Genomic DNA, 12813 nt, shown 5'->3' on the forward strand with positions numbered 1-12813 from the left:
CATGGAAACCAAGGACGTTATCAAAGTACTCAACTCCCTGATCGAAACTTCCAAAGATGGCGAGTATGGATTTCGCCTCTGCGCCGAACACGCGCAGAGCAATCAAATGAAGCAGCTGTTCTTCACGCGGGCGGACAACTGCTCCCAAGCCGCGGCAGAGCTGCAGACGCTGGTGATCCAGTACGGCGGCAAGGCGGAGACGGAAGGCTCGACGGCCGGCTCGCTGCACCGCGGCTGGGTCGCGGTCAAAGGCACATTGGCGGGCTACTCCGATCTGAAAATGCTGGAGGAAGCAGAACGTGGCGAGGACTCCGCGTTGGAGAGCTACCGCGATGCCCTGCGCCATGACGATTTGCCGCCGGACGTTCGCTCCCTGGTGGAGCGCCAGTTCCAGGGCGTCAAGCAGAACCACGATCAGATGCGCAACCTGCGTGAGCGCGCTCGCGAGAGCAGCCACCACTGACAGGCTCGCAGACCCGCCCCCTCGCCTCAACCCTGCGAAGATCCCTTGCGGGGTTGAGAGGGTGGATCCCGGGGCGGCAGGTCGGCAGCCAGGTCGGCATCACTGTGCCCGTCTCCCACCGGATCGGCGGCTTCATCTTCCACCTCGCGGCGGGGCGTGTTGCCGTGGCCTGCACCCGGATCGATCGAATGCTCCTGCGCGGGCACAGGCGCGCGCGGATCGAGCAGCACACACGGTGCCGGCTCTGAACCAGGCGGGTCTTTTTGCGTGGAATGGCCAGCCGCTTCTTCCACGCTGGCGCATTCCAGGGCGCTGAGTTTTTTCTCTGTCATTTCAACCTTCCGGAATCGTGTGGCGGGCCAGCCCCGCTGCAAAGGGGTGTCATCGGGTGACGCGCGCGACGAGCGCACCGACAGCGAACGCCAGCACCACCGACGACAACGGGTGCCGTCGCACCGTCTCGCGCATGCTGTGCGTCCATTCGTCTCCGCGTTCGCGCAGGTGGTGTGCTTGCTCGTGCAAGGCATCGCTGGCCTGCGCCACGCCCGCCTCCAGCTTCTGCACCGCAGGCGCAGCCTTGTCGGCCAGCCGATCCACCGCGCTGTGTGCACTGTCGGTCACGCGGTTGAGCATGTCTTTGCCCTGGCTTTCCCCGGACGCTGGTCCTGAAGGCCTGGGAAAGTCCGATGAGCCCACCGGGGTGGGGCGAGTTGAGGTGTCAGCCATGGCGGTCTCCTAAAAGGACAGGACGTGAAGGAAGGAATCTCTCAGGGAGCCGCGCAACAGCCCCCTGGAGACCCGATGTCACGGCAATCGGCATGCCGGGCACGACACGCGGCAACGGACAACTCAGCCGTCGCTGCCCTTGTCGGCCGTGTACTGCTTGAGACGGTTGTAGAGCGTCTTCAAGCTGATCCCCAGCGCGGCGGCCGTGCGTTCCTTCTGGTGCCGGTAGTGGCGCAGCGTGGCCAGGATGATGGTTTGTTCGGCCTCGGCGAGGGTGACCCCCATCGAGATGACGATCGAGTCGCCATCCGCACGCGGCACGGCAGGGGCCACCTCGGCGTCGCGCGTTGTCGCGGGCTCGGGTGTCGGGAGATGGCTTGCTTCATCCCCATCCCGGGGCAACCACTGCGCGTCAATCTGCGAGTCCAGCGACATGACGTAAGCCCGGTACACCACGTTGCGCAGCTCCCTCACATTGCCGGGCCATGGGTAGCGGGCGAGTTGCTCCAGGGCATCCGGGGTGAAGGTCTTGATCTTGCCCTCCTGGGTGCTGACCATGCGCAGAAAGTGCTCTGCCAGCAGGCCCACATCGGACAGACGATCACGCAGCGGCGGCAGGTCGATGGGAAACACATTGAGTCGATACATCAGGTCTTCGCGCAAGCGCCCGCTGGCCACCGCCTGCATCGGCGAGCGGTTGGTCGCGGCCACGATGCGCACGTCGGTCTCCTGGCTCTGCGTGGCGCCCACCCGCATGAACCGTCCGGTCTCCAGCACCCGCAGGAGCTTCACCTGCAGGTCCAGAGGCATCTCGGTTATTTCATCGAGAAACAAGGTGCCGCCTGCGGCGCGTTCGAAGAAGCCCTGGTGCTGGCGTTCGGCACCGGTGAAGCTGCCCTTCTCGTGGCCGAAGATTTCGCTTTCGATGAGGTTGGGCGAGATCGCTCCGCAGTTGACCGCCAGGAAGGGCATCTTGCGGCGGCGACTGAGTTCGTGGATGGTCTGGGCGACCACCTCCTTGCCGGTTCCGCTCTCCCCGGTGATGAACACGGTGACGCCGGTCCCGGCCACGCGGGAAATCTGCTCGTAGACGCGTTTCATGTTGGGCGCTCGCCCCCAGAGCTGCCCAAAATGCCCGCTGGTGGCAAGTTTTTCCGTCAAATCTGCCACTTCGGCCTGCAGCACGGCCGGCTTCATCACGCGCGAGAGCACCCCCTGCAGATGCTTGAGGTTGATGGGCTTGACGATGTAATCCACCGCACCCAGACGCAGCGCAAGAATGGATGTTTCCAGGCTTGCGTGGCCGGTGATGAGCACCACCTCGGAGTTGGTCAGGAGCTCCGGGTCCTTGAACAGGTCCATGCCGCTGCCATCGGGCAGCCGCAGGTCGAGCAGCACGATGTCGGGCGCTTGCAGCGCAAGCTGTTTGCGCGCGTCCAGCAGGTTGCAGGCGGTGGACACCGTGAGGCCTTCGCTGGCGATCAACGCCTTGAGCGACGTGGCCGAGTCCATATCGTCCTCGACGATCAGGGCATGAGTCATGCATTCACCAATCTGGAAATTGACAAGGCGGCCCGGCCCACAAGCCAGCAGCCCAGTGAACGGACGCGCCAGCCACAGTCGGCAGACAACCCCTGTGGCCCCTACTCCACACCACCCTTCAAGCGAAGCGACATCATGTCACTTTCCGCACGATTTCCAAACTCTCAGGGCGTTGCAAAGAGCCCATTGATGATAGGGCGAGCCCGCACTGGGTGATGTGCGCTGGCGCACCAACCCCGACAGCTTGTCGAAGGAGCGGGCGGCCCATGTTGCCGCCCGTTTTTCAAGGCCCGGCGATGTCGGCCTCGTGGCGCAGGAGCGCGGTGGCACCGGCATTCAGGCGCGCGCTGCCCTGATTTCTCCAGGCTTGCGAGGGGGCTCCTGAATGGGCACCTGCTCAGGCGAAACGGGCGGATCCGTCACTTCGGGGGGCGCCTCCGTGGGTCCCTCCGGCGGAGCGTCGGGGAAGGGAGGCGTCGGGGACGGGATGGGCGTCGGAACATCGGGCGCCGGTGGAGGCACTTCCGGTGAATGGTCCATCCGGGCGTGAAAGAACATGTGTTGCCGTTCAGTGGGCGAATCGGGCACGCGCTGGGCGTGCAGGAACCCGAAGTTCATTGTGTTCTCCTGTGCCACGAATGGACACGTTCCGGGACGTTGAGGTGGGAAAGGCTGCTGTTCGGGCAAGCAGCGTTCCCGAAGACCATCCGCCGAAAGGTGGGTGTTCCTGGCATCTCGATTGCCGTGGTGCCAGACCCTGCGAAAAAACGCCAAGCGAGGGTATCCCGTCACTCCACCAGGAAACCCATATGCCCACAACTTCCAGCCCCTTCGACAACCACCTGCTTGCCGCCCTCGGGAGGGTTGAGTGGCAGCGAATGCAGCCCCATGTGGAGCGGGTCGACCTCGCGCGCAACCAGCCCATCTATGCGCCTGGCGAGACCATGTCGCACGCCTACTTCCCCACCACGGCCCTCGCTTCCCTGATGCACGTGACGGAAACCGGGGCCTGCGCGGAATCCGCCATGGTGGGCAACGACGGCATGCTGGGGGTGTCTCTCTTCATGAGCGGCGGGCCCACCTGCGGCTGCGCCCTGGTGTTGACCGCGGGCGAGGCCTGGCGCATCCCGGCCGGCATCCTCAGGCACGAGTTCAACCGCGCCGGCTCCACCATGCGGATCCTGCTGCGGTACACACAGGCCCTGCTCACACAGACGGCACAGCGCGCGATCTGCATGCGGCACCACCTGATCACGCAGCAGGTGGCGGTGTGCCTGCTTCAACAGGCCGACCGCTCCAGCAGCGCCGAGGTGCTGATGACCCAGGAGCAGATCGCCGTGCGCCTGGGCGTGCGGCGCGAAGGCGTCACGGAGGGTGCGGGAATGCTGCAGAAACTCGGACTGATCCGCTATGCGCGGGGTCACGTCGAGGTGCTCGACCGCGAGGGCCTGGAAGATCAAGCCTGCGAGTGCTACGCCGTGCTGCGCGATGAGTACCACCGCCTGCTGCCGGTCGTGGCTTGCCAGCAGTGCCTGGAGGCGGTGGCCTGAAGGGCTTTCCCCAGCGCGTTCAAGCGCGTCGCCTGGTGGGCGTTTTGGACGCAGCGCGGCGTTTGGGCGCCGCGGCCGCGCGGGGTGGGTCCGGCTGCTCCTTGCGCTGCGCCAGACTTCTGGACAACAGCTGGGTGAGGTCGACGACATTGGAGGGCGCGTCGTTCCGGGGCGCCTCTTCCACGGGTGTGACGGACTGCGTGTCACCGGCGGCCAACTTCTTGTCCACCAGCGCCTGCACCGCGTTGACGAACCGGTTTTCGTACTGTTCGGCGTTCCAGGGCGTGATCATGTCGCTGATCAACTGGGTTGCCAGCTTCAGCTCGGCCGCCTTGACCCCGGCGGCGGCCTTGCCCTCGGGGGGCAACTTCAGCTCATCCATCGGCCGGATCTCGCTGGCCCAGCGGATGGTGTTGAGCACCAGCGCAGACCCCATGGGGATCAGCGCGGCCAGGTGCTCCTTGGTGTGCATGACCACGCGCGAGATGCCGATGACGCCGGCCTCGAACATGGCTTCACGCAACAGCGCGTAGACCTTCTCGCCTTTGCCGATCGGCTCCAGGTAATAGGGCTTCTCCAGCAGCAGGAACGGGATCTCGGCCGCCGTGACGAAGGCCTCGATCTCGATGGTCTGGGTCGACGTCGGGAGAGCGGCCTTGATCTGATCGTCGCTGATGAGCACGTACTCTCCGTCATCCTGCTGGATGCCCTTGACGACATCGTCGCCCTTGATGGGCTTGCCGGTGCGCTTGTTGATGCGCTGATAACCCACCGGGTCCATCGAGCGCCGGTCCAGCCAGTCGAAGTCGATGCCGGCGTCTTGCGACGCCGGGTACAGCGCCACCGGCACATGGACCAGTCCAAAGCTGACGGCGCCTTTCCAGATCACCCGTGGACTCATGGCGTGTACCCCAGCAGCTTCATGGGCGATGTGAGCGAACGCGCGGAGCGGGCGTACTCGCGCCATGGCGCATTGCCCGTGGGCAGGCGTTCATGCAGGCTGCGGATGTTCCAGTGGTCCCCTGCGCGCAGCGTGGCCAGCTCGCTCCATTCCACCGGCACCGACACGCCCAGACCCGCTCGCGCGCGCGCCGACCACGCACTGACCGTGGTGGCGCCGCGGCCGTTGCGCAGGTAGTCGACAAAGATCCTGCCCTTGCGGTTCTTCGGCCCGCTCTTGGCCACGAAGCGCTGCGGAATGACCTCGCTCATGTGCCGCACCACCGCCTGTGCGAAGCCCTTGGCATCGTCCCAGGCGTGTTGCTGGCGAATGGGCACGACCACATGCAGCCCCTTGCCTCCGCTGGTCTTCAGGAAACACGCCAGGCCCAGTTGCTCGAGCAGCGATTGCGTGAGCAGCGCCGCCTCCTGCACCTGCTCCCAGGCAACGCCTTCTCCCGGGTCCAGATCGAACACCAGGCGATTGGGCTTCTCGAAGCTGCGGACCACCGCGTTCTGGGTGTGGAACTCGACCACATTCCACTGCGCGGCCGCCAACAGCCCCTCGCGTTTTTCAACGGCGATCCAGGGGTCCTTGCCCGGCGAGGACGTGAGGTCCAGTTGCGTGATGCCGGGCAGCGGGGAGGCGAGGTGCTTCTGGAAAAACATCTCGCCGGCGACGCCCTCGGGCGCCCGCAGCAGCGCAATCGGGCGCTGCCTGACGTGCTCGATCATCACGGCAGCCACCGCCTCGTAATGCTGGAACAGATCGAGCTTGGTGGCCCCGGTGGTGGCGTCGATCACCCGTTCAGGGTGGCTGATGCGCACCGGGCGGGGCGAGGTGGGCGCTTTGGCGGGCACGGGCGGTGAGTTGGGCTTGGGGACTGGCGCGGGTGGATCCGCAGGTTGGGGCAACTCGCGTTCCACGGTACGGGAATGTTTGTCTTCCCGCAGGCCGACAAACACACCATGGCGGATGCGCCCATCGCGTGTCCAGTCGGAAAATCTGACCTCGGCCACCAAGGCGGGCTCGACCCAGTGCGAGCGCCCGGGCACCGCCGGGCGCGTGGTGAAGGGGCTGGAGGGCCGGGTCAGCGACGCCATCCGCCGTCGCAGGCCGCTCAGGGTCCCGGTGTTGAAACCGGTGCCCACGTTGCCCACGTGGTGCAAGCCTCCATGCTCGTCGAACACGCCGAGCATCAAGGCGCCCAGGCCTGTTCGCGAACCTTTGCCCTCGGTGAACCCCCCGATCACGAACTCCTGGCGCTGACCGCACTTGAGCTTGAGCCAGTCGGTGCTGCGCGTGGAGCGGTACGTCGAGCTTTTGCGCTTGGCGATCACGCCTTCAAGTCCGAGCTGGCATGCCGATACGAGCACCGAGGCCGCCGAGCCGTCGAACGCCGCGCTGAACCGCACCTCCCGCGCCGGTGAGCCCGCCAGCAAGCGCTCCAGGATTGCCCGCCGCTCGATCAAGGGCACATCCCTGAGGTCGTGGCCATCCACATAGGGCAGATCGAACACATAAAACACCACCTCGGACGTGCGTCGGTTGTCGAACGAGCGTTGCAGGGCGCCGAAATCGGGCAGGCCTTCGGCGCCGGGAACAACGATTTCGCCGTCGTACCACCCGCCGGGCAAAGCCATGCCCAGCAGGGCGTCGTGCAAGGGTTTCAGGCGTGAGGTCCAGTCGTGACCATTGCGCGTGAACAGGCCCACCTTGTCGCCATCGATGCGGGCCAGGATGCGGTAGCCGTCGAACTTGATCTCGTACATCCAGTCCGCATCGTCGGTCGGCGGCTGCTCGACCCGGGTGGCCAAGGGCGGCGACAGCTGTTGGGGCAACGCGCTGGCCTTGGCCTGCGCCGGCCAGTCCCGGTGGACCGGGGCCGCTCGGGAGCGAACGCCTCCCGACGGCGCGGGAGGGTTCGCTGGCGCGGTGGATGCGGTAGATGCGACGCTGTCCGGCTCGGCGTCGACCACGCTGTAGTCCTGCTCGTCTCGGGCGAACGCATCGCGCTCCTTCACCAGGAGCCAGGCGGGCTTGTCCTGATCGCCGGTCTTCATCCGCACCAGCGCCCAGCGCCCGCGCAGCTTGTGGCCCACCAGCTCGAACTTCAGACTGCCCTTGCGCAGCCCTTCCCGCGGATCGCCCAGCGGTTGCCAGCGTCCCTTGTCCCACACGATCACGCGGCCTGCACCGTATTGCCCCGGAGGAATGGTCCCTTCGAAGGACGCATAGGCCACCGGGTGGTCCTCCACCTCCACGGCCATGCGTTTGACCGACGGATCCAGGCTGGGGCCTTTGGGCACGGCCCAGCTCTTCATCACGCCGTCAAGCTCCAGGCGAAAGTCGTAATGCAGCCGGCTTGCCCAGTGCTTCTGCACCACAAAGCCCAACGCAGCGGACTTCGCGACCGCACCCGGGGGCTCGGGCGTGACGGCAAAGTTGCGCTTGGACGTGTACGGCTGCAGCAGGTCCCGCGAGTGCGGCGGCCTGGAGGAACCGGTGTGTGCTTGGCGAGGCTTGCGGACCATGACCTGCAAGGGCAAGCGGCGAACCCGCTCCCCCTGGCGGACCTGCGACTACCTGCCAGCGTCAGTGCCTGCAGCAACGGGTGATCGGCAAATGTGACCGCACCGCCTTGCCGAAATTCTTGCTTGTGGGCCGCGTGGGCCGGTGCGACGGGTCCCGGTCCCGGTCGGCTTTCGCGGGCACGCTGTTCGCCCCTCTCGATGCGGATGCGCCCACGGTGGACGCACCACGTTCAAGGAGCGAAGGCCATGCCCAAGTCGGACACGAAAACCGAGCGCAAGGTGGGGGAAGTGATGCACGAGTTCAAGGAAGGCGACCTCAAGAGCAGTTCAGGCAAAACGGTGCGGGATCGCAAGCAGGCGATCGCCATCGCATTGTCGGAAGCGCGTGAGATCGGGGGCCGGGTACCCGCGCCGCCTCGCAAGAAGCAGCGCAAGACGGCTTGACATCGCGCCCGGTCTGCGCGCTTTCACGGCGTGCCCGTGCCGCTCCGAGGCGGGGTGCCCGTCCCGTCGGGTGAACTCGCCGGTGGATTCGCCGGCGGCATGGGTGTGGCCGGGGTGGCGCCAGGGGCGGGGTTGGCGTCCTCCCTGGTGGTCGGCATCGGCGGGTCCGACGGGTTGCGGTCGCACGCGCTCAGCAGTGATCCGGATGCCGCGACCAACACGGCACAGAGACAGGTTCTGAAGGTGGGTGTGGAGTGCATGAGAGTTTCCTCCTGGGTGCTCCAACAGCAACGTTGGCACAGGGGAGCGGGCAATTCAGGTGCCCATGAGACGGCACAAAGCCTTGCCTTCCCTGGTGGTTCGTTGGGTAGCGAACAGACCCGCCTGATGGGCCTCTGTAGCTTCACCAGACGGCCCGTACAACTCCAGGAGACGCGCGATGAACTTCGGCAACCCCTTCAACACCACGCCCCTGATCGCCATGACGGGTCTGCTGCTCATGGGCTGCGGTGAATCCGCCCTGTTGAAGGTGGACACCGGGTACGGCCCGGACCCGCAACTGCCCGAACCGGTCAGGACGGTGATTCCCACCGTCAAGGTCGCGCCAGCCCAGCCCTGGGGGGAAGGTCAGGCGCCCACCGCCGCCAGCGGCACCACGGTGCGCAAGTTCGCCGGCGAGCTGGATCACCCGCGCTGGATCCACGTGCTGCCCAACGGCGACGTGCTGGTGGCCGAGACAAACGCGCCCGAACGCCCCTTGCGGGGTGAACTCCTGGGCATCAAGGGCAAGGTGATGGGCTTCATGATGAAGCGCGCCGGCGCCGCCACCCCCAGCGCCAACCGGCTCACCCTGCTGCGCGATGCGGACGGTGACGGCACCGCCGAGGTGAAGTCGGTGTTCCTCGACAAGCTCAACTCGCCCTTCGGCATGGCGCTGGTGGGTGGCGAGCTCTTCATCGCCAACACCGACGCGCTGGTGAAAGTGCCCTACCAGACCGGCGACACACGGGCCAGCGGCCCGGTGACCAAGGTGGCCGACCTGCCCGGCGGACCGCTGAACCACCATTGGACCAAGGGCCTGGTGGCCAGCGCCGACGGCAGCCGGCTGTATGTGTCCGTGGGATCGAACAGCAACGTGGCCGAACACGGCATGGAGCACGAAAAGGGACGGGCAGCCATCTGGGAATTCGATCGCGTCACCGGCGTCGGCCGCATCTTTGCCAGCGGGCTGCGCAACCCGGTGGGCATGGCCTGGCAGGGCGACACGCTGTGGACCTCGGTCAACGAACGCGACGAACTCGGCTCCGACCTGGTGCCCGACTACATGACCTCGGTGCGCGATGGCGCCTTCTACGGCTGGCCGTACAGCTACTACGGACAGCGCGTGGACACACGACCCGAGCCGCCCCGCCCCGACCTCGTGGCCAGCGCCGTCAAACCCGACTACGCGCTGGGCAACCACACCGCCTCGCTGGGGCTGAGCTCGGCGCAAGGCAACACGCTGGGTGGCGTCTTCGCCGGGAGCGGCATGTTCGTCGGCCAGCACGGCTCCTGGAACCGCAACCCGCCCAGCGGCTACAAGGTGATCTACGTACCCTTCGCCGGTGCCCGGCCCAGCGGTCCGCCGGTGGACGTGTTGACCGGCTTTCTCGACGCGGACGGCCGGGCCCGGGGACGGCCGGTGGGCGTGGCCATCGACCGTCAGGGCGCGCTGCTGGTGGCCGACGACGTGGGCAACGTGATCTGGCGCGTGGAAGGCCCGGGCACGCTGGCCTCGGCGCCGCGTTGAGGCACTTCGCCGCGGCGCGTCTCCAGCATCGAGCTATGGCCTGGAAATGCCCACCAGGGCCTTGGCAGAGACTTCGAGGTCATTGACTTCAACGGCAAAGTCTCCGAGGGACACGATGCCCACCAGGCGCTTGTCGGCATTGACCACCGGCAATCGCCTGATCTGGCACATGCTCATCTTTTTGGCGCCTTCGTCCACGGGTTCGTCCTCGTAGGCCCAGACCACGTCTTTGGACATGACATCACGAACCAGGGTGTCGCAGCCCAGACCCGAGGCGACGGCACGCACGGCAATGTCGCGATCCGTCACGGTGCCGACCATCCGGTCGTTCTCCCCCACGGGCAGCATCCCGAATTCCTCGTCGCGCATCATCGCGGCGGCGTCCCGCAGCGTGGCGTCCGGGCTGATCACCTGAACGTCGCGGCTCATCACGTCTTTCAACAGTTGCATGGTTGTCTCCTTGGACTTACACGGCGGGTGGGTCGGTTTCCCGTTCGGGGTGACGGTGTCGGGCCATGGCCTGGATGAAGGCATCGACGCCTGCGTCCGTCACGATGCCGGGATCGGGGTCCCCCGATGGCAACACCAGCGCCACGCCTGCTGCATCCAGCAAGCTCAGCGACGCAGGCATGACCAGGATGGCCTTGCCGTGCCGGTGCTGGTCACGGATGAACTCCATCGTGTGCCCGTCGCGCGCCAAAGCCGCGACACCCGCCTCTCCGTCCGGCAGCACCAGCGAGTCGAACAGGAAGCCCGGCTCGTTCTCCAGCGACGCGTCCGCGTCGATGGCCACGCTGTCACTGGTGGTCACGGGTCCGATGCGCGGCGCCACGAAGCGCGGCACGGCACCTTGTGCGAAGAGCGCGGCGTGCACGTCGATGGCGCTTTGGCCGTCGATGCCGTCGGCCACCAGAATCGCCACCCGCCTGGCCTTGATCGAACCATCACCGGGTCGGGCCAGCAGCGACAGCGCGGGCGACCGGGTCACTTCAGGCTTGGCCGGCTTGTCCAGCGCCCGAGGCATGGGCGGCGGCATCTGCGCCATGCCCAGGCCCTCGGCGACCTGCGCGGCCAGCGCCTCGGACGCATTGCGCAATGAAGACACCATGCGCTCCCGAATGGCCGGCACCGTCACCTTGGACAGCTCGAAGCGGAAGGCCGCGGCCATGTGCGCCTGCTCCACCGCGCTCTGGCTCTCGAAGAAGAGCGTGGCCTGGGTGTAGTGGTCGGCAAACTTCTCGGGCTTGGCGCGCACCTTGCCCTGCTCTTCCCTGGCTTGAATGCGCGCAGGAACCGACACAAATCCCTGCTGGGCGCCGGCCTGGAACGGGCAACCGCCTCCCAGCGAATTGGGTTCGTAGTTGGCGCGGCCACGGTGAATCGCTTGCCGGTGCATGCCGTCGCGCTGGTTGTTGTGGACCGGCGCCAGGGGTGAGTTGATCGGGATTTCGTGGAAGTTGGGGCCACCCAGCCGGGTGATCTGCGTGTCCACATAGGAGTGGATGCGCCCTGCCAACAAGGGATCGTTCGAGAAATCCAGCCCGGGCACGATGTGCGCCGTGCAGAACGCCACCTGTTCGGTCTCGGCAAAGAAGTTGTCGGGGTTGCGGTTGAGCACCATGCGCCCCACCGGGCGCACCGGCACCAGCTCTTCGGGAACGATCTTGGTCGCGTCCAGGATGTCGAAGCTGAACTGGTCGGCCTGTTCTTCGGTGAACACCTGAAGGCCCAGCTCCCACTCCGGAAACACGCCGGATTCAATGCGCTCCCAGAGGTCGCGCCGGTGGTAGTCCGGATCGGCGCCCGAGATCTTCACCGCCTCGTCCCACACCAGCGAGTGCGTGCCGTAGATCGGGTTCCAGTGGAACTTCACGAAGACGGATTCACCGGCCTCGTTGACCATGCGGAAGGTGTGCACGCCAAACCCCTGCATGGTGGCGTAGCTGCGGGGAATCGCGCGGTCGGACATCACCCACATCAGCATGTGCGTCGACTCGGGCATGAGCGAGACAAAGTCCCAGAAGGTGTCGTGAGCGCTGGCGGCCTGCGGCATCTGGTGGTGCGCCTCGGGCTTCACGGCGTGCACGAGGTCGGGGAACTTCATGGCGTCCTGGATGAAGAACACCGGCATGTTGTTGCCCACCAGATCCCAGTTGCCTTCGTCGGTGTAGAACTTCACCGCGAAGCCCCGCACATCGCGCGCCGTGTCCTTCGAGCCCCGCTCGCCCTGCACGGTGGAAAACCGCACGAACACCGGTGTGATCTTGCCCGCTTCCTTGAACGGCGCGGCCTTGGTGATGTCGGTCAGCGGCTCAAAGCACTCGAAGAAGCCGTGCGCCCCCGAACCCCGCGCGTGCACGATGCGTTCCGGAATGCGCTCGTGATCGAAATGCGTGAGCTTCTCGCGCAGGATGAAGTCTTCCAGCAGCACCGGTCCCCGCACGCCGTACTTCAGCGAGTTCTGGTTGTCGGCGACGGGCACACCCTGGTTGGTCGTGAGCATCTGCCCGGAGGAATCCACCCGCACGCGGTCCAGCGATTCGATGGTCCAGTTCACGCCTTCGGTCGCCACCCCACCCGTCTTCTCGGAGTGGTTCTCTTCCGAAAGCGTGCTGCCCGAGGGCAGCCGCGATTCCGGCTCGACGGTTGCGCCTGGCTCGGGCGACAAGCCATTCTGGAAACCATGCTCCCCGGCCTTGGTCGGGTTGAAGGGCATGGACTCGGCAAGATGCCCGGTCTGCACGGCTTTGGCGGCACTGCTGGCCCCCTTCGCGTTGCCACGGGAATCGGTGTTCTTGGATCTGGGCACGGCGTGGCTCCTGAAT

General features: G+C 66.2%; 11 protein-coding genes. 4 read left to right on the top strand and 7 right to left on the bottom strand.

All coding sequences use genetic code 11. The annotated features are described in order from the left end of the window. The first annotated feature begins 1 nt into the window (after position 1). Positions 2–463 carry a PA2169 family four-helix-bundle protein gene (locus V6M63_RS03030; protein WP_332739339.1) on the top strand — a complete coding sequence of 154 codons (462 nt, stop codon included), beginning with the start codon at positions 2–4 and terminating at the stop codon, positions 461–463. 26 nt (positions 464–489) lie between these two features. Here V6M63_RS03030 and V6M63_RS03035 read toward each other — a convergent pair whose 3' ends face one another. The 3 genes from V6M63_RS03035 to V6M63_RS03045 form a co-directional block, all read right to left on the bottom strand. Beyond that, positions 490–795 (bottom strand): hypothetical protein, encoded by a 306-nt coding sequence (locus V6M63_RS03035; RefSeq protein ID WP_332739341.1) that lies wholly within the window; start codon positions 793–795, stop codon positions 490–492. Positions 796–844: 49 nt separating this feature from the next. Continuing rightward, positions 845–1189 (bottom strand): DUF883 family protein, encoded by a 345-nt coding sequence (locus V6M63_RS03040; RefSeq protein WP_332739343.1) that lies wholly within the window; start codon positions 1187–1189, stop codon positions 845–847. A gap of 123 nt (positions 1190–1312) precedes the next feature. Next, positions 1313–2731 (bottom strand): sigma-54-dependent transcriptional regulator, encoded by a 1419-nt coding sequence (locus V6M63_RS03045; protein ID WP_332739345.1) that lies wholly within the window; start codon positions 2729–2731, stop codon positions 1313–1315. An 809-nt stretch (positions 2732–3540) separates the two neighbouring features. Here V6M63_RS03045 and V6M63_RS03050 point away from each other — a divergent pair. Continuing rightward, positions 3541–4281, top strand: a complete 741-nt coding sequence (locus tag V6M63_RS03050) for a Crp/Fnr family transcriptional regulator (RefSeq protein WP_332739346.1) — start codon at positions 3541–3543, stop codon at positions 4279–4281. Between the two features lie 19 nt (positions 4282–4300). On the opposite strand, the gene ku is transcribed toward V6M63_RS03050, so the two are convergent. Further along, positions 4301–5182, bottom strand: coding sequence for a non-homologous end joining protein Ku (gene ku, locus V6M63_RS03055; protein ID WP_332739348.1), 882 nt, complete (start codon positions 5180–5182; stop codon positions 4301–4303). Then, positions 5179–7755 (bottom strand): DNA ligase D, encoded by a 2577-nt coding sequence (gene ligD / locus V6M63_RS03060; protein WP_332739350.1) that lies wholly within the window; start codon positions 7753–7755, stop codon positions 5179–5181. Before ligD ends, ku begins: the two co-directional genes overlap by 4 nt. 246 nt (positions 7756–8001) lie before the next feature. Here ligD and V6M63_RS03065 point away from each other — a divergent pair, with 246 nt between their 5' ends. Then, on the top strand, positions 8002–8199 hold the full coding sequence (locus tag V6M63_RS03065) for a DUF6496 domain-containing protein (protein WP_332739352.1): 198 nt from the start codon (positions 8002–8004) through the stop codon (positions 8197–8199). A gap of 439 nt (positions 8200–8638) precedes the next feature. Further along, entirely contained in the window at positions 8639–9988 is a 1350-nt protein-coding gene (locus V6M63_RS03070; RefSeq protein WP_442909527.1) for a PQQ-dependent sugar dehydrogenase, read from the top strand. 33 nt (positions 9989–10021) lie between these two features. On the opposite strand, the gene V6M63_RS03075 is transcribed toward V6M63_RS03070, so the two are convergent. Then, positions 10022–10438 carry a CBS domain-containing protein gene (locus tag V6M63_RS03075; protein WP_332739354.1) on the bottom strand — a complete coding sequence of 139 codons (417 nt, stop codon included), beginning with the start codon at positions 10436–10438 and terminating at the stop codon, positions 10022–10024. A 16-nt stretch (positions 10439–10454) separates the two neighbouring features. Next, the gene (locus V6M63_RS03080; protein ID WP_332739356.1) at positions 10455–12797 is read right to left on the bottom strand and encodes a catalase; all 2343 of its coding nucleotides are present in this window, start codon (positions 12795–12797) and stop codon (positions 10455–10457) included. Positions 12798–12813: the final 16 nt, after the last annotated feature.

This window comes from Hydrogenophaga sp., from assembly GCF_036675665.1.
Classification (GTDB): domain Bacteria; phylum Pseudomonadota; class Gammaproteobacteria; order Burkholderiales; family Burkholderiaceae_C; genus Hydrogenophaga.